This is a genomic window from Thalassospira lucentensis (genome assembly GCF_011806425.1).
Classification (GTDB): domain Bacteria; phylum Pseudomonadota; class Alphaproteobacteria; order Rhodospirillales; family Thalassospiraceae; genus Thalassospira; species Thalassospira lucentensis_B.
Genome location: NZ_JAATOV010000003.1, coordinates 671,721 through 692,393, shown reverse-complemented (window position 1 = coordinate 692,393; position 20,673 = coordinate 671,721). Strand labels below are relative to the sequence as shown.

Below are 20,673 nucleotides of genomic sequence, written 5' to 3'. Positions count from 1 at the left end.
GCAATCCTTTAGGCGGATTCAGGACTTTTGCCTGTTGTTCTGCCCGAAAAATGCCGCGTCGCGCCAATCGGCGGGGCAATGAAATCAGCCTCGGCAACTCCGGCCTCTTTCCGCGCCGATGCCAGTCGTTGCGGCGGTTCATCAACCGGTTCGGCGGTTAGGACGAACGTGCCCCAATGAATGGCAAGGGCTTGTTTGACGTCCATTGCTTGCATGATTTTCACCGCTTCGTCGGGATTGGTGTGGGCGTTGCGCATGAAATCGCGTGGGGCATAAGCCCCGATGGGGATCAGGCCAAAATCAATCCCGCCATATTGTGCACCCAGTTCGGCAAACAGCTTTTCGTTCCAGCCGGTGTCACCCACAAAATAGAACCGATAGCCGTCTGAAAATTCAAGGATATAGCCGCCCCACAGCATTTCCTTACGGTCGCTGGTCGTGCGGCTGGACCAATGGTTGGACGGTACATGGGTGATGGTGACCCCCGGATGGGAAAGTTGATCATCCCAATCAAGTTCGTCATACCGATCCGGCGTAATACCCGCCTTTTCAAGCAAGGATCCATTTTTAAGCGGCAAAACATAGCGCGGCGCATTGCCAAGCTTAGACAAGCTTGCCAGATCGAAATGGTCATAGTGATTATGTGAAAGCAACACCAGATCAAGCTTGGGCAACTCATCTATCGACAAGCCCGGTGGGCTATAGCGTTTGGGGCCGAGCCGCTTAAACGGAGAAGCGCGTTTGGAAAAGACCGGATCGGTCAGGATGTTAAGTCCGCCATATTGCACCAGAACCGTGGCATGGCCGACCCACGTCACCTGTAATCGCGTGGGATCGGGGTTTTGGATGGCATTATGGTCTGGGGTTTCAACCGGAATTTTACCATGTTGATGTTTGGCCTTTGGCCAGTCGTCATTGCCGAAATACCGACGTTTTAAAAAACGCCAGAAAGACCGTTTGACCGGATCGGGCAGGGGGTGGCGGTTTTCAAATCCGGTTTCGGTATGATGTGCTGGCTTGTTTTTGGTCTGCACGCGTGTTGCCCCTGCGAATGATGTTTTTCAATCTTTACAATGTGTCGCATCCAACAGATTGCGCAAGGCTTCAAACCAAAGCACACGCCCGCTTGGACCGAAGCCCGAAAAATATAAAGGCCGGAACGGGGCGTGCGTTCCGGCCTTTGGTCTGTTTGTCATTGCCCCAATAGGGTGGGTGATAACTTGGTAATTGCGTTACTCGATGACGGTGACGTAGCTTTCAAGTTCCGGCGCCGCATCAATCAGGCCCTGCGACACCATGTAGTCGGCAAACCGGCTGTAGCGTTTTTTATCAAGGGCGGCAGGACGCAAAGCAAAGCGCGGCAGGGTATCGGCCCATGCGCGTTTGTTAAGCTCATCATCTAGGTTCGGATAGGCGGCAACAAAGGCCTTCCAGCTCTCATCGGGGTGATTAACCAGATACTGAACGCCTTCTTCAAGGGCGGCCAGCATGCGGGCATAGCGCGGGTCGTCGGTTTTGTCGTTACGCACGGTCAGGACCAGCTCGTCATAAGGCGGCACACCTTCTTCTTCGACAAAGAATGCCTTGCCTGGTTTGCCTTCGATATCCATTTGGTTGAGTTCAAAATTGCGATAGCCGCCAATGATCGCATCAACCTGCCCGGAATAAAGCGATGGCGAGAGCGAGAAATTGACATTCACCAACTCAACATCGTCAATCGATATCCCATGATTGCCGAGCATGGTCGCCAAAAGCGCGTCTTCAAATCCGGCCAATGAATAGCCGATTTTCTTTCCCTTAAGGTCGGCGATATCTTTGACCGGGCCGTCTTTTAGGACGATCAAGGTATTGAGCGGGGTCGCCACCAATGTCCCGATGCGGGTTAGTGGTAATCCTTGCGCGGCTTGCACATGAAGCTGGGGCTGATAATTCACCGCCACATCCCCCTGACCAGCGGCAACAAGACGCGGCGGGGCGGATGGATCGGATGGTTCAATCAATTCGACATCCAAATCATGCTTGGCAAAGAAACCCTTTTCCTTGGCGACGATCAACGGCGCGTGATCTGGATTTACAAACCAATCAAGCAAGATGGTCAGCTTATCGGCGGCGCATGCCGGGCTGGCGGTGCCAAGCAGTGCGGCACTCATGGTTGCGCCAATCGTCGCGGCTTTGATCATGGATTTTAGGCGTGACATGGATGAACCTCCGTTAGGATGTCGTCAATTAAATTGTATGAGGATTGTATTTTTGTTGGATCGCGGCCCGTTTGGCCGGCGATCAATTTGATTTAGGAAACAGGTTTCAGGCTGTCTGGCTGCCAGGGCAGGGCGGCACGCAAGATGCGATCAACAATGAAATATTGCGTGATCGAAAAGACGCACAGGATCAAAAGACAGGCAAAAACCATATCAATCTGAACCCGCGCATTGGCGTGCAGCATCAAATATCCAAGCCCGTGACTTGATCCGACCCATTCGCCAATCACCGCCCCAATCGGGGCAACGGCCGTGGCAACGCGAAAGCCCGATGCAAATGCCGGTAAGGCCGCCGGCAGGCGAATATGGGTTAAAAGCCGCCAACGGCTGGCCCCCATGGTGCGCGCCAGATCAAGCCATCCCGGTTCAGTGCGGGCCAGCCCATCAAAGAAGGCGACAGTCACCGGGAAAAAGATAATAAGCGCAGCCATGGCGATTTTGGATGCCAAGCCAAAGCCCAGCCAAAGCACCAAAAGAGGGGCAAGCGCAAAGAACGGAATGGCTTGCGAGACCAGCAAGATCGGCATCAACCAGAACCGTACGGGCGTAAACAGTGCCATCGGAATGGCCGCCAATGCGCCAAGGGTTGCACCGGCAAATAGCCCAATCACGGTTTCGGCAATGGTATATTGTGCGTGATCCAACAGAACCGCGTAACGGGTGATCAGAGTGACCCAAACATCCGCCGGGGTTGGCAGCATGTATTTTGGCGCACCGGTCAATGTCACGGTCAATTGCCATGTGGCAATCAGCGCGACGACAATAATGATCGGCCGGGCAATTTTCAAAAGGCGCCGTTCGAAAAGCGGGGTGTGTTTGGCATGCTGGCGCATTACGCATCCTCCAACAATGTGGCGGATGTTTCATTGGCACCAAGTTGTCGCAGCAATTCGGCCTGCTGGCGCAAAATATCAGGATCGGTAATGTCGCGCGGGCTGGTGCCGCTTGGCGTGATCGGATGTTGTAACCGGGCCGGACTGCCGCGCAAAACGTGAACCACGTCGCCAAGACGCAATGCTTCGAGCGGATCATGGGTGACCAGCAGCACGGTCTTCCCGCGCAGCACCTGTGCGGCGAGTTCTTGCAGGCGCAACCGATTGACGGGATCAAGGGCCGAGAACGGTTCGTCCATCAGGACAACCGGGCGATCTTCCATCAGGGTGCGGGCAAGGGCGACCCGTTGTTTCATGCCGCCTGAAAGGGCGGCTGGCCGCAGATGGGCGGCATCGGTCAGGCCGACTTGCGCAATCAGGCGATCGGCCTTGGCGTGATCGGGTCGGTCGCCGCGCAATGCGGCACCCAGTTCGACATTTTCACGCACAGTGCGCCATGGCAGCAACAAGTCCTGCTGAGCCATATAGGCGATGCGCCCTTTAAGAGGGATGCCATCCGAACAGGTGATGTTACCGCTAACATCACCTTCGACAAGATCGGCGAGGTAGCGCAAAAGTGTGCTTTTGCCCACACCACTTGGCCCCAGCAAACAGGTAAAGCTGCCCGCCGGAAGGCTAAGATCAAGGTCATGGAAAATATCAACACCGCCAAAGGCCACGCGCGCTGCACGCAGATCAATATCAAATCTGGTGGCATTGGGCGCCAAATTAGGGGCGACGGTGGAGGGGTGGTTTTTGGATGTTCGGTCTGTGTTGGTCATGCGATCCTTCCTACGCCGGTCTTAACCGGTTCAGGTTCAAAGGGTCGTTTGGCAACACCAAACCTCTCAGCCGATTTACGATCGGCCCCCCCGGAGATGACGGGACTATGCGCAGTTAAATCCCGCACGTCAAGGATTGTGACAGTTCGCAAAAATTGTGCACTGCATGCATGACAATGGCGTTCGGGGGTACGCATTGCGTGAAACAGTTCTTGCAGCCAGATGGCTCTGCGCGCAATGCTGTGACCTTAATTGCCCAACAGACTAAAGGCCGCCGTAACCTTGCCCCATACACTTCCTGATCATCGCATCCCAACAATCCCAACCCGCATGATCGCTGCCGAGATTTATCGTGGCTCAAGCTACGGTCCCAAACATCCGCTGGCGATCCCGCGTGTGTCGTTGGTGGTGGATATGGTGCATGCCATGGGGTGGGTGGATGCCGATCGTTATGTCACCGGGCCGGTGGCAACGCCCGAACAACTCACCCGGTTTCATGATCCTGATTATGTCCGGGCCGTCATGCAGGCCGAACGCGATCAGGCCTTGCCCGAAGACATGATGGTGAAATTCGGCTTGGGCAAAAACGGCAATCCGATTTACCCCGAAATATTCCGACGCCCGGCAACGGCGGCTGGGTCATCCATCATGGCCGCCGACATGATTGCCAAGGGCGGGATTGTGCATCATCCCGCGGGTGGAACGCATCATGGATTGCGCGACCGGGCATCGGGATTTTGTTATTTCAACGATCCGGTTTTGGGCATTTACCGGCTATTGGATTCGGGCCTCGATCGGGTGCTTTATCTGGATATTGATGCACATCATGGCGACGGGGTGCAGATCGCGTTTAAGGATGATGAACGGGTTTTAACGGTTTCCATGCATCAGGAGGATTTATGGCCGAAAACCGGAAGCATTGATGACATTGCTGGGGGCATGGCGCGCAATTTGCCAATGCCCGCTGGGATGAATGATGATGAAATGCGGTATGTTCTTCATGAATATTTCATTCCACTTGCATTAAGTTTTGCGCCACAAGCTATTGTTTTACAATGTGGTTGCGATACACTTTCGGAAGATCCACTGTCAAAACAGCTTTTGGGGAACCAATCAATTTGGGAAGTCGTGGGGGCGATGACCCGATTGGCACCAAGAAGCCTGGTCCTTGGCGGTGGGGGATATAGCCCGTATGGGGTTGCGCGCTGTTGGTCTGGGATTTGGGCAACCATTAACCAGATAGAAATACCAACCGTGTTACCGAAAAATGCGGAAAATATCCTGCGTGTCATTAAATGGTCGCATAGTCGCGGCAGACAGCCCGACAGTGATTTGTTTACGACACTCGGCGATCCATGGCGGGGTGGCACTATCCGGGAAGAAACCCGTGAACGTGTGCGAAGACTAAAGGGGTATGGGGTATGAAGTCGCTTTTTCAGATGGTTCTTGTGGTTTGCTTTGTGTGTGCCGCCGTTGTTGCGGGGCTGAATGCAAAGGCAAACGGGTTTGAGCGCTCCCGCATTATGGTTGATGGCGAAGTCTTTAATGTTGAACTTGCCATCACGCCTGAGGAACGCTCCCGCGGATTGATGTTCCGAACTGAAATGGCCAAGGATGCAGGCATGCTGTTTGACTTTGGCCGGGCAGCAGATGTTTCCATGTGGATGAAAAACACCTTCATCTCGCTTGATATGCTGTTTATCGATGCTAACGGCACGATTGTCGGGATCGAACAACGCACCGTCCCGCAATCACAAACCATCATCCCAGCACCAAAGCCTGTGCGCTTTGTTCTTGAGTTAAATGGTGGCGCTGCAGAGCGAATGGGCTTCGAAGTTGGTGAAAAGGTTGAAGGCCTTCCGCGTTAATCACTGCACTTTCAGGCATTTATCACAATCAGCAATAGCAAGCCCGCAGAGGATATCTGCGGGCTTTGGTTTTTTATGCATTTTTATGATAAAAAGTGCAAAACGGGCTTGCCCACGCCAGAGTGTGGTGCTAAACCCTCCCTCGTTCGGGGAGTAGCGCAGCCTGGTAGCGTACCTGCTTTGGGAGCAGGGGGTCGCGAGTTCGAATCTCGCCTTCCCGACCACTTTTCCCCTTTTGTTGTTTCATGAAGTTCCAATGGGATTTCCAATTGGCAGCAAAAGGTGTAAAAGATGTGATGATGGTAACGGGTTCTTAAGCCCACTTAATGGCCATCGCCATCTTAATCCTGACGGTCAAGACGAGGGTCCCGATGAAGGTCCGTGTTTACAAACCTGCCAAGAACGCCATGCAGTCCGGTCAAGCTGCGACCAAGCACTGGGTTATGGAATTTGAACCGGGTGCCAAAAAAGTCGCGGATCAGCTGATGGGGTGGATCGGTTCCACCGATACCCGCGGTCAGGTCAAAATGTATTTCGATACGCTTGCAGAAGCCCAGGCCTTTGCCGCGAAACACAAATTGATCGCCGACGTCGAACAGCCAAAACCTCGTAAGCTTCAGCTCAAGGCATATGCCGATAACTTCGCGTTCAAACGCGTCGTTTAAGTGACGGAGCTTCGTTCTGGCAACCAGAACGGCAAGACCCATTTACCGGGGCGGATTTCCGCCCCGTTTGTCTGACAGGGGACATTAAATCCTGTGACCAGCCGGGCAGGCGCCCAATGCCAAGCCCGCATATACCATCCGGGGAAACAACCACCCCACACCGCGGTCCCTTAGCTCAACTGGATAGAGCAACAGACTTCTAATCTGTAGGTTGCAGGTTCAAGTCCTGCAGGGATCGCCATTTTTTTCATATTTTTTCGTGCCTTACCGGTGTCGTTCATGTGTGCTGATTTGCTTGGTGAAGGCGATCAAGGCCAATGCTCTGCCAATCAAACCAAGCAATCCAGCAAGGATGGGATTCCCATTGGAAACTTTGGATTTCGTTGCATGTGGTGCCAGCGCATCCTGCAACGAGGTCATGTCGGTAAAGGCTGAATACGACGAAACCGAAGACGATTGCGCTAATGGCGGTAAAAGACAAAAACGTCCACATGACTTTCATTGCGTAGTATCCGGACTGTGCTTGCAGAGTGGGCATGCACATCGGGTGGCAGGTAAATCAATATTAGCTGTCGTCAACTCCGCAGCGGTCATAGATCAAGCCTATCTGTGCGAGGATGCATTCGCTCGAAAGGTTTGCGCTTTCTCTAGCCTCATTGAGTTTGTGCTTCAATTTGACCATATCATCGGTAATTGGATTGTTCGCTGGCGTAGGAGTGGCAGGTTTGCAGACAAATCCCTTGCTGTCCGCAAGCTGCGTAAGTGCTTTGCTTACTTCAAAATTGAAACTGGTCATAGCGTGCGCGTTAACGATTTTCGTAACGTGATCGCATCGCTGAACGAGCATCTGGTGGGTTTCGCCGTACAAGTTATCCCCTAAGGACAATCTCATAGGGGTGCTCATGTGGTTTTGTTCAAGTTCGTCAATACACGAGAGTTTATATTCCGCCCATGCTTGGAAGTTAACGGCCACTTCGCGTGCAAGTTCAAGTGGGGTACTTGCTTCGTCAGCCCTGTGCAGCTTGGCTTGCCGGAGCGATCGGTCTGCCGTTTCCTGCATGGCCGCAATTTGTGCACGGCTTGATGTGATGACAAATATACCACCCATCAAACCAAGGGCCCCGGCAAGGATGCTTTCCCATTCAAAGCCGCGCCAAACGACGCAGTGAAAGTTGGGGCTATTAGTGCATGCTGCATTAACGCCCAGAAAAAGCACAATGAAGGCAAACGCCGCGATGACGACGGTTATGGCGATATAGGTGAGCTTGGTCATGGCGGTGCTGCTTTGACTGAGAAGTTGAAACGGTGCGATGATCATGCGCCTCTGTTTGTGGGTGGGTCAATGTTGACTGCCCGCGTGGGTGGCGCTCCCGTCAAAAGAAAACGCCCAATGTGCTAACAAGCGCGAAACTTTAGCGCCAACTTGCACAAAGACCATCTCGTTCCGTGCAAGCCTTATTCCATCACGACAACGATGGAAGGGCATGGAAATGCGGAAACGGAAATCAGCTTCACTACGACCGAGGGCGGGATGTTGGTTCCAGAGGGGATTGATCAATCAGTCGCAGTATCTCTGCTCGCAGAAATTTGGTCTGCATTCTGAATTCTCTAATCTCTGCCGGGATGATCGAAACCGCTGCATAATACGTGGTGTTGAAAAATCTATGGTGGTTTTCCTCTTTGACGAGCGTGAGCGGTTTAAGGCTTTCCCAGTCTTCAATGATCAAGCGAACCGGCCTGAGACTGTCTTTGAAGATGCGGCGAATAGTTATTGGAATGCTATCTGGCAACTTGAGTTCTGCGAGCTCCCCCAGAACGCTGTTCAGATCTCTGGCCAGGTATCGGATTTGGCGTTTGCATTTGCTCGCGTGGCCAAGCAGTTCTTTGCTGCCATCTCTCATAAATCCTTCTGTTTGAGAAAGAGCCTGCCAGTAATCAGTGGAATGAACCTCTTCGTAATCGGTGAAGGTGTCTTCAAGCCATTGGATAGCGTCAATAATGTTGTGGAACTGTTCTTCGCGCTTGGCTTTACGACTAAGTTTGTCTTGCCTGTGAACAACATAAAGCGCCGCAGCGGATGTCATGGCCGCGCCAAGAAGTGCACCGATAATGGTTGCCCATCCATCACCGACGGCCATTGGCAATACATATGTTGCGGCGATGAGCCCAATTGGAAAACCGACTGCACTACCAGCCCCCATTGCGGCGATGATGTATACAGGTTTATCGCTCAAGGTGATCTCTTTCCCACAATGCCCTAGCCGCAGTTGAGGTTAGCATAATGCAACCTGCAATCGTAAAGCAATGTGATCGCCAGGGCTGCAAGCGTTCTGGAATGCACATCATGGTCAATCACGGGCGTTGGTGCCGAGAGCATATCTCTTTGGAATTCTTCTGATACAAGCGCATCTCCGCATCTGAAGAGCGTGAAACAGACCCAATTGGTATTGCCGAGTGGTCAAATAAAACCCAAACAAGAAAGGTTATTCTAAGATGCCAGATGACCAGACGAACCGATCTCTAGAGCTGAGCGCTGGATAAAACAGCATATAGGGCAGGCGCGAAAATCGCGTGTTTTTCAGGATTAACGCGCAGCCAAATACCGCCCCGGACGGTGGTTGATGGCGATGATCAGGTTCAGCACGACCGCCCCCAAGATCGATAGCAGGACTTTGTCAAAGGGCAGGGTCAGGAAAGCGATGACGAGGATCACCATGTCGATGGCAAGCTGCACGTAACCAGCCCGGATGCCAAAATGTTCTTGCAGGTAAAGGGCGAGGATATTGATCCCGCCAAGGCCGGCGCGGTGACGAAACAGCATTAACAGGCCAATCCCCATCAGCGCACCACCCGCAACGGCGGCATAGATCGGGTTGAGCATGGTGAAATCGACCATCATTGGGGTCAGTTTGGAAAAGACCGACACCAGACCCACCGCGATAAAGGTTTTTACCGTAAATGCGGTTCCCATGCGTTTATAGGCCAGCCAGTAAAAGGGCAGGTTGATGAGAAAGAAGATCATCCCAAAGCCAAGCCCGGTCGCATGCTCGATCAAAAGGGCTGCACCGGCCGTGCTGCCGGTGACCAGAACGCTTTCGCTATAAAGTGTCACACCAAGCGAAACCACCATCGTCCCCAGCAAAAGAGCCAAAACATCCTCATACAGGCGATGGGAAATGTCGCCTTTTTTCGCAGCGTCTTGCGATTTGACGTCAGGCGTGTTTTCCGGTGCGCCGTTTTTGGCGTCGCTGGTCTGCGTGGCGGATGTGGTCATGAATGGGGTCCGTCTTTTGTCTGATGAATAGATATCAGGTTACGCTTTTCGCAACTGCGAAACAAGCGGGCGCGTTGAAGGCGGCGTTATATGCGCGTTTTTGATAGAAGTGTGCTCGCAAACGCAAAAGACCGGCCATCAGGTGGCCGGTCTTGGTAATTTTATGCGTCGGTTTGACGTTTGGCGGCTTGCCTGATCGTGTTGGGGATCAGGCCGCGTCATCCCATTTCGGCGCAAAGTCAGGATCAATCAGGCGGCCATCGGGCTTGGCCAGATTGCTGATGTCGGTCATTTCGCCTTCTGACAATTCAAAATCAAAGATATCGAAATTCGCCGCCGCATTTTTGGGCGAGCCAGATTTTGGAATGGCCATCACGTCATCTTGTTGCAGCAGCCAGCGCAAGGTCACCTGAACGGCTGATTTTCCGTGCTTCTTGCCGATCTCGGTCAGGGTTTTATCCTTAAGCACCGAGCCACGTGCAATCGGGCAATAAGCCGTCAGCAACATGTCGTGCCCACGCAGGTTTTCAAGCACCTTGGTCTGATCCAGATAAGGGTGATATTCGACCTGATTAACTGTCAGCGGAATATCGGTGAGGTCATTTGCCTTGTCGATCAGCGCAGTTGGGAAGTTTGAAATCCCGATCAGGCGCGTCATGCCAAGGTTTTTAACCTCGTTCAAAGCCGCCAAGGTTTCGTCGAGTGAGACGTCTTCGTTGGGCCAGTGCAGCAGCAGCAGGTCAACATGTTCCTGATCAAGCTTGCGCAGGGACTCAACGACCGAGGTTTGCAAATCGCCGCTTTGGAATTTGTCGTACCAGACTTTGGTCGTCAGGAAATACTCATCGCGCTTGAGGCCCGACTCTTTCAGGCCCTGACCAACGCCTTCTTCGTTGTGATACATCTGTGCGGTATCAAAGTGGCGATAGCCAATCTTGGCGGCCTCGGCGACCATTTTGGCCGCTTGGGCGTTATCAAGCTCGTATGTCCCAAAGCCCAGTGCGGGGATCTTGTTGTCTTGCCATTTCCGGTAAATCATGTGTGTACCCCCTTGGTTTATTTGTTGTGTTTGTAGATTTCGGTCCCCGACGTTGCAGGGGACAAATGGGCGGATATGCACCAGATTTAATCCATAAGCGCTTTCTCGCAACCTGTACGAACAGATGAGTACGGATCAGCTTGGATTACGTGCGCTGTTTTCCTGCGCAAAAGTGCATTCTTGACGGGGGATGTATTGGGCTTTGAACTGCGCAAGAAAAAAGGCGACCTCTGAAATAAGGTCGCCGGAGTTCTGGACTTAGAGTGAGGCTGTATCAAGCCAAGGACGACATTGCCCCATATCCACATCATGTTCCTTGATGTGGCTCAATCGTGTTCGTTTAATTCACCTGACGCGCCATTTTGCGCATTTTTTGCGTCTTCCGCCGTTTCCGCGACGGCCGCATTTAAGTGATAAAGCGATTCCCGGATGACCTGCGGTCCAAGATCCTTGGTGATAAAGACGATTTTGGATCGATGGTCATCACTGGGCCAAGCGGGCAGGGATGCCGGCGGGTGGAAAATATGCTGAACCGCGTGAATGGCCACCGGCGTGTCTTCACCGACCAGATTTAAAATCCCCTTCACCCGCAACAGGCTTTCGCCGCGCATCTGGGTAAAGATTTCTGCCCAGGTAACAAACGCATCCCAATGGATCGGCTCATCAAACGTGATGCAGAATGATTGGATATGATCGTCGTGGCGGTTTACGTCGTTGCCGTGGTCGTGACCGTCAGCATGATCGTGGTCATGGCCGTGATGCGCGTGGTCGTGGCTGTGGTTATGCTTATGCGCTTCGTCGCCGTGATGGTCATAGGCTTCATCACGCAGCCATTTTTGCACATCCATGCTTTTGGTCGCAGGGTCATACAGCCCGGCATTAAACAATTTGTCGGCAGAAATATCGCCATTGATCACCGGGTAAATCGGTGCCGCCGGATTAAGGGCGCGAAGGCGCGCTTGCAGTGCGTTACGTTGTTCATCGCTGGCGAGATCGGCCTTGGTCATGAGGATGCGGTCGGCAACGGCGGCCTGTTTGACACTTTCGGGATGTTGATCAAGCTGGCCCGATCCATGAACGGCATCGACGGTGGTCACCACGCTATCAAGACGGAACTTGGTCGTCAGCAACGGATCGGTCATCAGCGTATGCAGGATCGGTGCGGGGTCGGCAAGGCCGGTGGTTTCAATGATCACGCGATCAAAAAGCGGGATTTCACCGCGCGTGCGTTTGACAAACAAATCGCGCAGACCCGAAATCAAATCACCACGCACCGAACAGCAAATGCAGCCGGAATTTAACAGCACCACGTCTTCGGAAACTTCGCGCACCAGCAAATGATCAAGGCCAATATCGCCAAACTCGTTGATCAGAACGGCGGTTTTATCCATGCCGTCCTGTGTTAGCAGGGCGTTTAAAAGGGTGGTCTTGCCGCTGCCCAGAAAGCCGGTAATGACCGTGGTGGCGACGCGTTCAGATTGTTCGTTGGAAATGGCCATGGGATACCGTTTTGATCACTTCTTGCCGTAGAGTTCATCAACAGAGACTTCCGGCTGGGAAATCACGACTTCTGCGCCATCGCGTGCGGCGAAATAGAAACAGTTGCGCCGCCCGGTGTGGCAGGCAACGCCAAGCTGATCGACCTGTGCCAAAATGGTGTCCTGATCGCAGTCATAGCGAAAATCGACAAGTGTCTGCACTTGGCCGGAGCTTTCGCCCTTACGCCATAATTTCCCGCGCGAGCGTGAGAAATAGCACACCCGACCGGTGTCGAGTGTTTCAATCACCGCATCACGGTTCATCCACGCCATCATCAGGATTTCGCCAGTGTCATGTTGCTGGGCGATCGCCGGGATCAGGCCGTTTTCATTGTATTTCAGCTTGTCGGCAATCTGTGCATTGGCGGTGGTCATGGTGGGCTCCGGTGGATGATGGTTGACTTTTTATGCTGTAACAGTCAGAAAATGATATATTATAACATTTCAACAAATGCCATGGCTTTTTGGTTGTCGCCAATATGCCCGCAATCGGTGCGATGTGGCAATGCTGCGAGATAATCGACAATGAGCGATCTTTTCCCGAAAAAGGGCCATAATCACGACAGATGTGTGAATACCGCACTTGCCCAGGCTGAGAAAGTCTGTGCGGATGCAAATGCGCGCTTTACCGACATGCGCCGCAAGGTTTTTACACTGATCTGGCAATCGCACAAGGCCGTGACGGCCTATGAGCTGCTTGATGCCCTAACCGCGGAAGGCATGCGTGTTCAGCCACCCACGGTGTATCGAGCATTGGAATTTTTGTCCGACCTTGGATTGGTGCACCGGATTGAATCGCTGAATGCCTATTTCGGCTGTGATCAGCCAGATTGCGATCATTTGGGGCAGTATTTCATTTGCACCCAGTGCGGCCGCGTGGCCGAAGCGGTAAACGAAGATATGAGCAAAGCCGTCCATAAGGCGGCGGGCAAAGTCGGTTTTACCATTCAAGCGACCAGTGTTGAAATCAAGGGGCAATGCCATGACTGCGCCACTCATTGAAGGCCGGGGATTAACCCTGTCCTTTGGCAGTGAGCGTGTTCTTGATCAAGTGTCGCTTGCCATTCAACCCGGTGAGATCATTACCCTGATCGGGCCCAATGGGGCTGGGAAATCCACCCTGGTTAAAACGTTGCTGGGCCTGCAAAAGCCAGACGAAGGCAAGGTGATCCGCAAGGCTGGACTTAAAATCGGCTATGTGCCGCAAAAGCTTGCGATTGATCAGGTCCTGCCAATGACGGTAAGGCGGTTCTTGACCTTAACCCGTTCTGCGACGCGCGCGGAATGCGAAAAGGTGTTGGGCGAAGTTGGCGCAACGCATGTGATCGACGCCCAAATGAGCAGCCTTTCAGGTGGTGAGTCGCAGCGTGTGATGTTGGCGCGTGCGCTGTTGCTGCGTCCGCAATTGCTTGTGCTCGATGAACCGACCCAAGGGGTCGATGTCAGCGGGCAGGCGGAGCTTTATCGTCTGATCGATACCATTCGCCACGAACTTGATTGCGCGGTGCTGATGATTTCCCATGATTTGCATCTGGTGATGGCCAAAACCGATCAGGTGGTGTGTTTTAACCGCCATGTTTGTTGTTCGGGCATGCCTGAAACCGTGCGTCAGCATCCTGAATACAGATCGCTTTTTGGCGTCCGCGAAGCCGACGCCATTGGCATCTATACCCACGAACATGATCATGAACATGATTTGTCGGGCCATGTAGTTGGCGGGTGCGGCCATGATCATGGGCACGGACATGACCATAATCATGGACATCATCACGATCATTCGCATGACACCGTAAAACACGCCGCAGGAGGCGCAAAATGATGGATGACTTCCTGTTTCGCGCGGTGCTGGGCGGTGTGTTGCTGGCGGCCGTTTGCGGGCCGTTTGGCGCCTTTATCGTTTGGCGGCGCATGGCGTTTTTCGGCGACATGCTGGCGCATTCGGCGTTGTTGGGCGTGGCCCTTGGTCTTTTGATCGGGGTAGATGTGCGCCTTGGCATGATTGCGACCTGCCTTGCCAGTGCGCTTATTCTGGCCATTGGTCAACGGCAATCACGCATTGGCAGTGATACGGTTCTGGGCATGTTGGCCCATTCGACATTGGCCCTTGGCATGGTTGCACTTGCCTTCGTGCATGGGGTGGCTGTCGATATTATGGCCTATTTGTTTGGCGATATCCTGGCGGTCAATATGACCGACATCTGGCTTTTGGCGGGTGGCGGTGCCTTTGCGATTGCGGTTTTGATTTGGATGTGGCGGCCATTATTGGCGGTTACGGTCAGCCCGGAAATTGCCGCCGCTGAAAGCATTCCTGTCGAACGGCTTCGCCTTGTTTTCATGTTGTTGATGGCGCTTGTGATTGGCATGGCGATCAAGATTGTCGGCGTATTGTTGATCACGGCCCTTTTGATTGTGCCCGCTGCCAGTGCGCGGTTCTTTTCCAGAACGCCTGAGCAAATGGCGATTGGCGCGGCGTTGTTTGGTATGGCATCAGTTTTGGCCGGTATTGCCATGTCATGGCATTTCGATACGCCAGCGGGGCCAAGCATCGTGATTTCGGCGGCGGGGCTATTTCTGGCCTGCATCTTTGTTGCACCGGTCTGGAAACGGATGGCGGCCTAGTCACAGCGATATTCATCAAGTGATCAGTCTTTCCAAATGTGTCGTATCATCCTCATAACCTTATTTAGCGGATGGGGATGTTATGGCACTGGAAAACTTGGATACTTCTGAAAACAGCGACGCGTCGCAACAGGGCGCACAATCCACCGACAAAATTCCCGCTGCTGCCTTATGGCTGGGCGGGACGGGGGCGATTCCGTTTGTTGCGCTGGCCTTGGTTGGCTATGTATTTGGGCCGATTTATCTGGCGGCGTCTGGCTTTGCACTGTTGGCATATGGCGCGGTGATTTTGTCGTTTTTGGGCGGTATCCATTGGGGCCGCGCCATTGGTACGACAAGCGCCGCAGGCTTGACGCAAAAGTATGATGATAAAACCAGCGTCAAACTTTGGGCCGGTCTGGGGCTTTCGGTGGTGCCGTCGTTAATTGCATGGGGTGCTTTGATCTTGCCGGTTACGACGGGTTTGATCGTGCTTGCGATCAGTTTTGGCGGGATGCTGCTGGTTGATTTGCGCGCCTGTGCCATGGGCATCTGGCCGCGCTGGTATGGGCGGTTGCGCATCCCGTTAAGTTTGACGGTGATTGCGTCGCTGTTGCTGGGCTGGGGCAGCTTACAGTAATGGTATGAGGATTGATAAAACCAAAAACGGCGCGGAAATTTCCGCGCCGTTTGTTTTTTGAAAACCCGTTTTCCTTAGGCGGTTTTGAGCCGTTCAAACCCGGCTTCAAGATCAGCTATCAGATCATCGGCATCTTCAAGGCCGACATGAAGGCGGATCAATTGGCCGTCTTCGTCCCAATTGGTGGCGGTACGAATTTTGGTCGGATCGGATGGCAAGATCAGGCTTTCAAACCCGCCCCAGCTAAAGCCCATGCCAAACAGATCCATGTGGTTGACCATGTTGGCAAGTTGCTTTTTCTCAACCGGTTTCATCACGAACGAAAACAGACCACAGGCACCGCTGAAATCACGTTTCCAGATTTCATGTCCCGGATCATCGGGCAGGCCGGGGTGAAGCACGCGTTTGACTTCGTCGCGGGTTTGCAGCCAGCTTGCGACCTTAAGGCCGTTTTTGTGATGCTGTTTCATCCTTACGGAAAGGGTACGCAGGCCGCGTTGTGCCAAATAGCAATCATCTGGCCCAATCGCATCGCCGGAAATCAGGATCTGCTTTTTGACGGTCAAAAGGTCCTGTTCGGTGGCGGTGGTGATGGTGCCCATCATTACATCGGAATGGCCGACGATGTATTTTGTGCCGGCCTGAACCGATACATCCACGCCCAATTCAAACGGACGGCACAAAATCGGCGATGCCCATGTGTTATCAAGCATGACCTTAACACCGCGATCATGCGCAGCCGCTGCAATCGCCGGGATGTCTTGCATTTCAAAGGTCAGGGAGCCGGGGCTTTCGCACCAGACAAGAACCGTGTTGTCGCGGATCAAACCGGCAATGTCACCACCAATGGTAGGATCGTAATATTCGGTTTCAACGCCAAACTTTTTCAAGAAGGTGTTGCACAGATTGCGCGTCGGGAAATAGGCGCTGTCGGTGATCAGGATGTGATCGCCCGGTTTGACAAAGGCCAAGATCGCGTTGGTGATCGCAGATGCCCCGGATGAAACACACAGCGTGCCAAAGCCGCCTTCAAGTTCCGCAACGGCTTCTTCGAGCAAGAAGCGTGTTGGTGTGCCGTGCCGACCATAGGTGGTCTTACCCGGTCCGCCGCCGGTTGCGGCCTTTTCAAGTTCGTCGAGGCTATCAAACAGGATCGTGGATGCATGAAGAACCGGCGGGTTGACCACGCCGTGATATTGGCTTGACCGGCGACCGGCATGGACAAGTTTGGTTTCTGGCTTTTGGGGGCGATGACCTGACATGGGTGGTGCTTCTCCTTGAGGTGGGCTTTGTTGTTTATCTATAAGACAAACCATCTCGACGCCCCACGTTCAAGGCTTTTTCAATGCGTTGGTGCATGGCACCATTGTCAAATACGCCAACTGGGTTATTTCTTATGGGCGCGCCTGTCCTTTGGCCGCGACCTTATCGCTCCAAAATAAAACGTTATCGCCTTCAGGAGGCCCCGTGATCGAACTTCAGGATTTCCGCACTGCGCGGCGTGCTATTTCAAGCCATATGCGCCTGACCCCAGTTTTTAAGGCCGAAAATTTCGCCACCACGTCGATCTTTGATGCGCCCGATCGTGTGCCGGAAATGTTTCTAAAACTTGAAAACATGCAGGTGTCTGGTTCGTTTAAGGCGCGCGGGGCGATGAATGCAGCCCTTGCGCTGGATGCGGACAAACGCGCCAATGGGCTGTGTACGGCATCGGGCGGTAATCACGGCATGGGCGTGATCCATGCGGCAAAAACACTGGCGGTTCCGGTGAAAATCTTTTTGCCGACCAACACGCCCAAGCCAAAGGTCGAAAAGCTGCGTGCGCAGGGTGTTGACGTCACGCTGGTCGGGGCGGTTTGGGATGATGCCAACCGTGCGGCCATGGCGCATGCACGTGAATATCACATGGCCTATATTCATCCCTTTGCCGATCCCAAGGTGATTGCCGGGCAGGGTACCATCGCGCTTGAGATGCTTGAACAGCAACCGGATCTTGATACCCTTGTTGTTGCGGTTGGCGGCGGCGGGTTGATTTCTGGTGTGGCGACGGCTGCGCGTTTGTTGCGCCCGTCTATTCGGGTGATTGGGGTTGAGCCGGTCGGCGCGGCAACCCTTTTTGAAAGTTTAAAGGCGGGTGAGGTTGTGACCCTGCCGACGGTCAATACCGCAGCCACCAGTTTGGCCCCACGTCAATCATCGGCGTTAAATGTCGATTTGATTGGCAAGAATGTCGACCGTATCGCGTTGGTATCGGATGAAGAAATGCAACAAGCCGCCGGTTGGCTATGGCGGGAGCTTGGTATTTCGGTTGAGCTTTCAGCGGCGGCGGGAATGGCCGCGATTATGAAAGACAGGCTGGGCGTTGATGATCCGGGGCGGGTGGGTGTGATTATCTGTGGTACGGGCACCGATGGCCTGAAATAGGTCAGGAAGGCCGCAATGGAAGTCGGCTGCCTGTTTTAATGGGGTTAAAGCGGGCGGCTTCCAATCGGCACTTTTAAATCATCAGACAAATAAAAAGGGATGGAACCAGAAGGCTCCATCCCTTTTTAAACCAGACGCCAGCCGAAGAACGGATAGCGCGGAATTTTGTAGCGTCGCAAACCGCCAAAGAGCAAAAGCTCCCCGGAACGGAATTACATCTTAGGCTCGACCACCTGACGACCACGGTACATACCGGTGTTCGGATCAATGTGGTGCGGGCGATGCAATTCGCCGGTTTCTTTGTCTTCGCGGTACGAGCCCTTGGCGAGCTTGTCATGCGAGCGACGCATGCCCTGACGGGACTTGGTCACTTTTTTCTTTGGCACTGCCATGGGTCATCATCCTCTGGCTTGGGTAAACTCAGGCGCGCTTGTTACCGTGCGCGCTCGGGAAAGTCAACGACCAAAGTGTCAGAATCTGCATTATCTGCATTTTCTGGGTCACTTTCGCTGGAAGGCGCGTCGCCATCCAAATGGCCACCATGATCAATAGGGTGGTCAATTGGCGGGATCAGCCCGACATCGCGAGGATCGTCAACAATATCTGTTCGCTGGTCGTATACAACAAAGCCAGCCTTTTGGTAAGCCCCCAATGCACTTGGGTGATCTAAAGTGCACGTATTTACGGTAAGGCGGCTTGGCTTAAGGCTCCAGGCGGTGTCTACGGCCCAGTTTAAAAGGTATTTTCCGTATCCTTTGCCGATGAAATCGGGGATCAGGCCCATATAGTGAAGATCGATTTCACCGCTTTGGGCATGCTTGCTAAGATCAAGCTCGGCAAAGCCCGCGGGCACACCTGCGACGTAAAGCACGTACACATGGGTTTCTGGTGCTTCCAGGATCGGCGCAAGATCCTCGTCCGTCATCATGCGGCGTTCCCACCACATCCATGGTTCGCCGACTGTATTATATAAGTAGCGATAAAATGACAGTGTCGGAGTCTCTGCCCGGACGATGGCAACTTTGCCCGGCGGGATGATTGCAGCCGGGCGATCCGGCGGTGTCTGCATTTCAAGGAAGCTTACGACAACGTCAAGCTTGCGCGGGTTTGATTTGCTCATGGGTTTAACCTCTTGCGCATGATCGAATGTGTGGTGCTGTCATGCGCCTTTGTGTGTGCGGTGCCTGAAAGGGGCTGATAGCCCAATTTGGCATAAAATTCTGCGACCTCGTCATTTTCAATCGTAACACGGCTTTCGTCAATTTTTGCCGCGCGCAGGATATCTTCGGCAAGGTCGATCAGTTGTCGGCCAAGGCCAAGGTTTTGAACATCTTTGGCGATTGCCAGATAATGTATCCAGCCAAAGATGCCGTCATGGCCGGTCATCATGGTGGCGATGATGCGTTGGTTGGATGGAAGTCGGGCGACAATCAGGCTGCCGTTATCGGCATTGATGCAGCTTTCGATGTCTTTGCTGGCATCGCGGATGACCGGGATCAGGCCGGTATCGATCCATAGGTGTGTGATTGCCGCAATATCATCATGTGTTGGTGATTTAAGCTGCGAAAGTAAAATGCCCGACACGTCATCCTCGCGCGCCGAAACCGCCGCATTTGCAGCGGTGTTTTGTTTCCGGCGATGGGATGTCGTGTCGGGCATTGTTGTTTCAGGCTTTTTCGGCTTATTTCAGTGCGTCTTGTCACCGTGATTTTCGGTGGGGGCTTTATGCCGGGCCGGTTGCGACTGGGCTGTCTTCGGTCGAAGCCCACTGCGCCCATGAGCCATCAAAGACGGCGACTTGTTTATGCCCGGTGATATAAGCACCCATTGCCAAAACGCAGGCCGTAACCCCCGATCCGCAAGTGGCGACCACAGGGCGATCAAGGTCAACGCCGGCTTCTTTGAAGGCAGCGCTGATTTCATCGGCATCCTTGAAGGTGCCGTCGGCATTCAGCAGTTGGTCAAATGGCACGTTAAACGCACCTGGCATATGGCCGGTTTTGCCCCATGGATCATCGACTTCGCCACGGAAACGTTCAGCCGCGCGGGCATCGACAATCTGTTCACGCTTGCGCGTGACATTTGACAGCATCTGATCATATTCGCGCAGTAAGAAACTGTTGGCGCGCGCGGTGAAATGACGTTCGCGCGGCGGGGTGGGGGCATCGGTCACAGGATGTCCCTCAGAAAGCCATTTGGGCAAACCGCCATCAAGAACGACCACGTCCTGATGGCCGAAATGACGAAGCATCCACCACGCACGGCATGCGGCCATGGCTGATCCTGTTTGGGAATAGACAACAATGCGAACCCCGTCGCCCAGACCAAGTTTACGGACCTTGGCGGAAAATTTGATGGCGTCTGGCATCATGTGTGGCAGCGGCGCGCTGTCGTCAGCGGCGATGTCATCAATATCAAAGAAGACCGCGCCGGGAATATGCTGCGCTTCATAAATCTCGCGCGCGTCTTTGTTCTGGGCAGGCATATAATAGCTGGCGTCAACGACGCGGACATCCGGTGCGTCGAGGTGATCCGCAAGCCACTGGGTGGAAACCAGGGCGTCGGAAAGTGGGTTACTCATGGACAAGCTCCGATTGGCAATGGTGGGTATTGCATGATCCCGGTTGGGCCCGAGGATCTTTGTTTCTATGCGTCCTGACTAAATTTGTAGCGGGCTTAAGCCCGGCATGCAATATCGCGCCCCAAAGCAATTAC

The 20,673-nt window shown here is 53.5% G+C and carries 23 protein-coding genes, 2 tRNA genes and 1 riboswitch; of the genes, 10 read left to right on the top strand and 15 right to left on the bottom strand.

The window, feature by feature from the left end; translation table 11 throughout:
* Window positions 1-8 precede the first annotated feature (8 nt).
* The 4 genes from HCZ99_RS13210 to HCZ99_RS13195 form a co-directional block, all read right to left on the bottom strand.
* The gene (locus HCZ99_RS13210; protein ID WP_167447457.1) at window positions 9-1,034 is read right to left on the bottom strand and encodes an MBL fold metallo-hydrolase; all 1,026 of its coding nucleotides are present in this window, start codon (window positions 1,032-1,034) and stop codon (window positions 9-11) included.
* Between the two features lie 198 nt (window positions 1,035-1,232).
* The gene (locus tag HCZ99_RS13205) at window positions 1,233-2,198 is read right to left on the bottom strand and encodes an ABC transporter substrate-binding protein (RefSeq protein ID WP_167447456.1); all 966 of its coding nucleotides are present in this window, start codon (window positions 2,196-2,198) and stop codon (window positions 1,233-1,235) included.
* A 92-nt stretch (window positions 2,199-2,290) separates the two neighbouring features.
* Entirely contained in the window at window positions 2,291-3,091 is an 801-nt protein-coding gene (locus HCZ99_RS13200) for an ABC transporter permease (protein ID WP_167447455.1), read from the bottom strand.
* Window positions 3,091-3,912: an ABC transporter ATP-binding protein gene (locus HCZ99_RS13195; protein ID WP_167447454.1), complete on the bottom strand. Its 822-nt coding sequence runs from the start codon at window positions 3,910-3,912 to the stop codon at window positions 3,091-3,093. The genes HCZ99_RS13200 and HCZ99_RS13195 overlap by 1 nt, the downstream gene beginning before the upstream one ends.
* A riboswitch (TPP riboswitch) is annotated at window positions 3,903-4,014 on the bottom strand. (Overlaps the previous gene by 10 nt.)
* A gap of 150 nt (window positions 4,015-4,164) precedes the next feature.
* On the opposite strand from HCZ99_RS13195, the gene HCZ99_RS13190 reads away from it, so the two are divergent.
* From HCZ99_RS13190 to HCZ99_RS13170, 5 genes are all read left to right on the top strand, one after another.
* On the top strand, window positions 4,165-5,337 hold the full coding sequence (locus HCZ99_RS13190) for an acetoin utilization protein AcuC (RefSeq protein WP_254869595.1): 1,173 nt from the start codon (window positions 4,165-4,167) through the stop codon (window positions 5,335-5,337).
* The gene (locus HCZ99_RS13185; RefSeq protein ID WP_167447453.1) at window positions 5,334-5,780 is read left to right on the top strand and encodes a DUF192 domain-containing protein; all 447 of its coding nucleotides are present in this window, start codon (window positions 5,334-5,336) and stop codon (window positions 5,778-5,780) included. Before HCZ99_RS13190 ends, HCZ99_RS13185 begins: the two co-directional genes overlap by 4 nt.
* A gap of 147 nt (window positions 5,781-5,927) precedes the next feature.
* Window positions 5,928-6,004 (top strand) — tRNA-Pro (locus HCZ99_RS13180).
* Window positions 6,005-6,151: 147 nt separating this feature from the next.
* Entirely contained in the window at window positions 6,152-6,445 is a 294-nt protein-coding gene (locus HCZ99_RS13175; protein ID WP_167447452.1) for an ETC complex I subunit, read from the top strand.
* A 164-nt stretch (window positions 6,446-6,609) separates the two neighbouring features.
* Window positions 6,610-6,686 (top strand) — tRNA-Arg (locus HCZ99_RS13170).
* 324 nt (window positions 6,687-7,010) lie between these two features.
* Here the strand turns inward: HCZ99_RS13170 and HCZ99_RS13165 are convergent.
* The 6 genes from HCZ99_RS13165 to hisI form a co-directional block, all read right to left on the bottom strand.
* Window positions 7,011-7,718 carry a hypothetical protein gene (locus HCZ99_RS13165; RefSeq protein WP_167447451.1) on the bottom strand — a complete coding sequence of 236 codons (708 nt, stop codon included), beginning with the start codon at window positions 7,716-7,718 and terminating at the stop codon, window positions 7,011-7,013.
* Between the two features lie 241 nt (window positions 7,719-7,959).
* Window positions 7,960-8,679 (bottom strand): hypothetical protein, encoded by a 720-nt coding sequence (locus HCZ99_RS13160; protein ID WP_167447450.1) that lies wholly within the window; start codon window positions 8,677-8,679, stop codon window positions 7,960-7,962.
* A gap of 350 nt (window positions 8,680-9,029) precedes the next feature.
* The gene (locus HCZ99_RS13155) at window positions 9,030-9,719 is read right to left on the bottom strand and encodes a YitT family protein (protein WP_167447449.1); all 690 of its coding nucleotides are present in this window, start codon (window positions 9,717-9,719) and stop codon (window positions 9,030-9,032) included.
* Window positions 9,720-9,927: 208 nt separating this feature from the next.
* Window positions 9,928-10,758 carry an aldo/keto reductase gene (locus HCZ99_RS13150; RefSeq protein ID WP_167447448.1) on the bottom strand — a complete coding sequence of 277 codons (831 nt, stop codon included), beginning with the start codon at window positions 10,756-10,758 and terminating at the stop codon, window positions 9,928-9,930.
* 326 nt (window positions 10,759-11,084) lie between these two features.
* Complete coding sequence (locus HCZ99_RS13145) at window positions 11,085-12,257, bottom strand: CobW family GTP-binding protein (protein ID WP_167447447.1); 1,173 nt, start codon at window positions 12,255-12,257, stop codon at window positions 11,085-11,087.
* A gap of 15 nt (window positions 12,258-12,272) precedes the next feature.
* Window positions 12,273-12,671, bottom strand: coding sequence for a phosphoribosyl-AMP cyclohydrolase (hisI, locus tag HCZ99_RS13140; protein WP_167447446.1), 399 nt, complete (start codon window positions 12,669-12,671; stop codon window positions 12,273-12,275).
* 150 nt (window positions 12,672-12,821) lie between these two features.
* Here hisI and HCZ99_RS13135 point away from each other — a divergent pair, with 150 nt between their 5' ends.
* The 4 genes from HCZ99_RS13135 to HCZ99_RS13120 all read left to right on the top strand — a co-directional run bounded on the left by HCZ99_RS13135 (window position 12,822) and on the right by HCZ99_RS13120 (window position 15,534).
* Window positions 12,822-13,298, top strand: coding sequence for a Fur family transcriptional regulator (locus tag HCZ99_RS13135; protein ID WP_167447445.1), 477 nt, complete (start codon window positions 12,822-12,824; stop codon window positions 13,296-13,298).
* Window positions 13,279-14,115, top strand: a complete 837-nt coding sequence (znuC, locus tag HCZ99_RS13130; protein ID WP_167447444.1) for a zinc ABC transporter ATP-binding protein ZnuC — start codon at window positions 13,279-13,281, stop codon at window positions 14,113-14,115. Before HCZ99_RS13135 ends, znuC begins: the two co-directional genes overlap by 20 nt.
* A complete protein-coding gene (locus tag HCZ99_RS13125) occupies window positions 14,112-14,915 on the top strand; it encodes an iron chelate uptake ABC transporter family permease subunit (RefSeq protein WP_217701493.1) in 804 nt (267 codons plus the stop codon). Before znuC ends, HCZ99_RS13125 begins: the two co-directional genes overlap by 4 nt.
* Before the next feature lie 82 nt (window positions 14,916-14,997).
* Window positions 14,998-15,534 carry a DUF3429 domain-containing protein gene (locus HCZ99_RS13120; RefSeq protein WP_167447443.1) on the top strand — a complete coding sequence of 179 codons (537 nt, stop codon included), beginning with the start codon at window positions 14,998-15,000 and terminating at the stop codon, window positions 15,532-15,534.
* A 74-nt stretch (window positions 15,535-15,608) separates the two neighbouring features.
* Here the strand turns inward: HCZ99_RS13120 and metC are convergent, their stop codons facing one another.
* Window positions 15,609-16,796 (bottom strand): cystathionine beta-lyase, encoded by a 1,188-nt coding sequence (gene metC / locus HCZ99_RS13115; RefSeq protein ID WP_167447442.1) that lies wholly within the window; start codon window positions 16,794-16,796, stop codon window positions 15,609-15,611.
* Window positions 16,797-17,001: 205 nt separating this feature from the next.
* On the opposite strand from metC, the gene HCZ99_RS13110 reads away from it, so the two are divergent.
* Entirely contained in the window at window positions 17,002-17,958 is a 957-nt protein-coding gene (locus HCZ99_RS13110) for a threonine ammonia-lyase (protein WP_167447440.1), read from the top strand.
* A 212-nt stretch (window positions 17,959-18,170) separates the two neighbouring features.
* Here HCZ99_RS13110 and rpmF read toward each other — a convergent pair whose 3' ends face one another.
* The 4 genes from rpmF to sseA all read right to left on the bottom strand — a co-directional run bounded on the left by rpmF (window position 18,171) and on the right by sseA (window position 20,539).
* Window positions 18,171-18,350, bottom strand: a complete 180-nt coding sequence (rpmF, locus tag HCZ99_RS13105; RefSeq protein WP_007090029.1) for a 50S ribosomal protein L32 — start codon at window positions 18,348-18,350, stop codon at window positions 18,171-18,173.
* 41 nt (window positions 18,351-18,391) lie between these two features.
* The gene (locus tag HCZ99_RS13100; protein ID WP_167447438.1) at window positions 18,392-19,078 is read right to left on the bottom strand and encodes a GNAT family N-acetyltransferase; all 687 of its coding nucleotides are present in this window, start codon (window positions 19,076-19,078) and stop codon (window positions 18,392-18,394) included.
* A complete protein-coding gene (locus HCZ99_RS13095) occupies window positions 19,075-19,617 on the bottom strand; it encodes a GNAT family N-acetyltransferase (RefSeq protein ID WP_167447436.1) in 543 nt (180 codons plus the stop codon). Before HCZ99_RS13095 ends, HCZ99_RS13100 begins: the two co-directional genes overlap by 4 nt.
* Before the next feature lie 64 nt (window positions 19,618-19,681).
* Entirely contained in the window at window positions 19,682-20,539 is an 858-nt protein-coding gene (gene sseA, locus HCZ99_RS13090) for a 3-mercaptopyruvate sulfurtransferase (protein ID WP_167447434.1), read from the bottom strand.
* Between the last annotated feature and the right edge of the window lie 134 nt (window positions 20,540-20,673).